The 1,334-nt window shown below is 69.2% G+C and carries 1 protein-coding gene; it reads left to right on the forward strand.

The window, feature by feature from the left end:
- Positions 1–144 precede the first annotated feature (144 nt).
- On the forward strand, positions 145–1,293 hold the full coding sequence (locus ACIQZO_RS40500; protein WP_403636437.1) for an ISAs1 family transposase: 1,149 nt from the start codon (positions 145–147) through the stop codon (positions 1,291–1,293).
- Positions 1,294–1,334 lie beyond the last annotated feature (41 nt).

Here is a 1,334-nt window from a genome sequence, read left to right on the forward strand (position 1 = left end):
CAGGGGCGTTTCAAAGTCCCGTTGATCATGTGCGTCCGCAGGCCACGGCCGTGCGAGGGGTCTGGGATGGACCGTCACGAACGCAACGAAACTCCGGTTGAACGGGGTGACCTTCCCAAGTCGCCCTGAACCGCCGGAGTTTCGATGTGCCGTCAGTCTGCCACCGTCTGTCTCGTCAAGTCGCCCGCTCTGGAGGGCGTGGCGGGACTCTCCCTGGTGGAGCGACTGCGGGTGCTGCCCGATCCGCGTCGGCGGCGCGGTGTGCGTCACCCGTTCGTGACGGTGGTCCTGGTTGCCGCCTCGGCGGTGATCGCCGGCGCGCGCTCGTATGCCGCGATCGGCCAGTGGTCCGCGAGCGCTCCGCAGCACGCGCTGGCCAGGCTGGGTGCCCGCGTGGCGGGTGGGCTGGGGATGCGAGTCGCGCCGAGTGCCGCCACGATCCGACGGGTCGTCAACCTGGTCTGTCCTGGCGGCCTGGCCGACCTGACCGGCGCCGATCCCGGCAGCGCGAAGTCGCTGGCCGTGGACGGCAAGGCAGCCCGCGGCTCCCGGCACGGCCAGACACCCGCCGCACACCTCCTGGCCGCGATGACCGACGACGGCCGGACCGTCACCCAACTGCGGGTTCCCGACAAGACCAACGAAATCACCTGCTTCGCCGCGCTGCTGGAGCCCTACGACCTGACCGGGGTCACCGTCACGGCCGACGCCCTCCACACCCAGCGCGCCCACGCTCGGTTCCTGGTGGAGAAGAAGGCGCACTACCTGCTGGTGGTCAAGGCCAACCAGCCCGGGCTACACCGGCAGCTGCGATCGCTGCCGTGGAAGGACGTCACCGCACGGCGCTACGACCGTGAGATCGGCCACGGCCGCAAGGAGACCCGCGTGACCAGGGTCCTCACGGTCACCGGCCTCGGCCTGGACTTCCCCCACGCCGTCCAGGCCGTGCGCATCCTGCGTCACCGCACCGACCTCAAGACCGGCAGGTGCAGCCGCCAGACGATCTACGCGATCACGGACCTGAACTCGCAACAAGCCTCGCCCCAGCGGCTCGGCCAGCTCGCCAGGTCACAGTGGATCATCGAGAACCGGCTCCACTTCGTCCGCGACACCACCTTCGGCGAGGACGCCTCGAAGATCCGCACCGGCCACGGACCCGAGAACATGGCGACACTGCGCAACCTGGCGATCAACACGCTTCGTGCCGCCGGGCACAGCAACATTGCCGCCGGCCTCCGCCACGCTTCCTACGAGCCCTTCACCCGCCCACTCGACCTCCTGGGCATCGCCTGACCAGCACACCTACAAGATTGCTGGACTTTGCAACACCCCTG

The organism is Streptomyces sp. NPDC097617 (assembly GCF_044761485.1).
In the GTDB taxonomy this organism is placed as follows: Bacteria; Actinomycetota; Actinomycetes; order Streptomycetales; family Streptomycetaceae; genus Streptomyces.

Bases quoted from the DNA above. Each gene is read 5' to 3' on its own strand.
- ACIQZO_RS40500 (WP_403636437.1), top strand. From the start codon at position 145: ATGTGCCGTCAGTCTGCCACCGTCTGTCTCGTCAAGTCGCCCGCTCTG.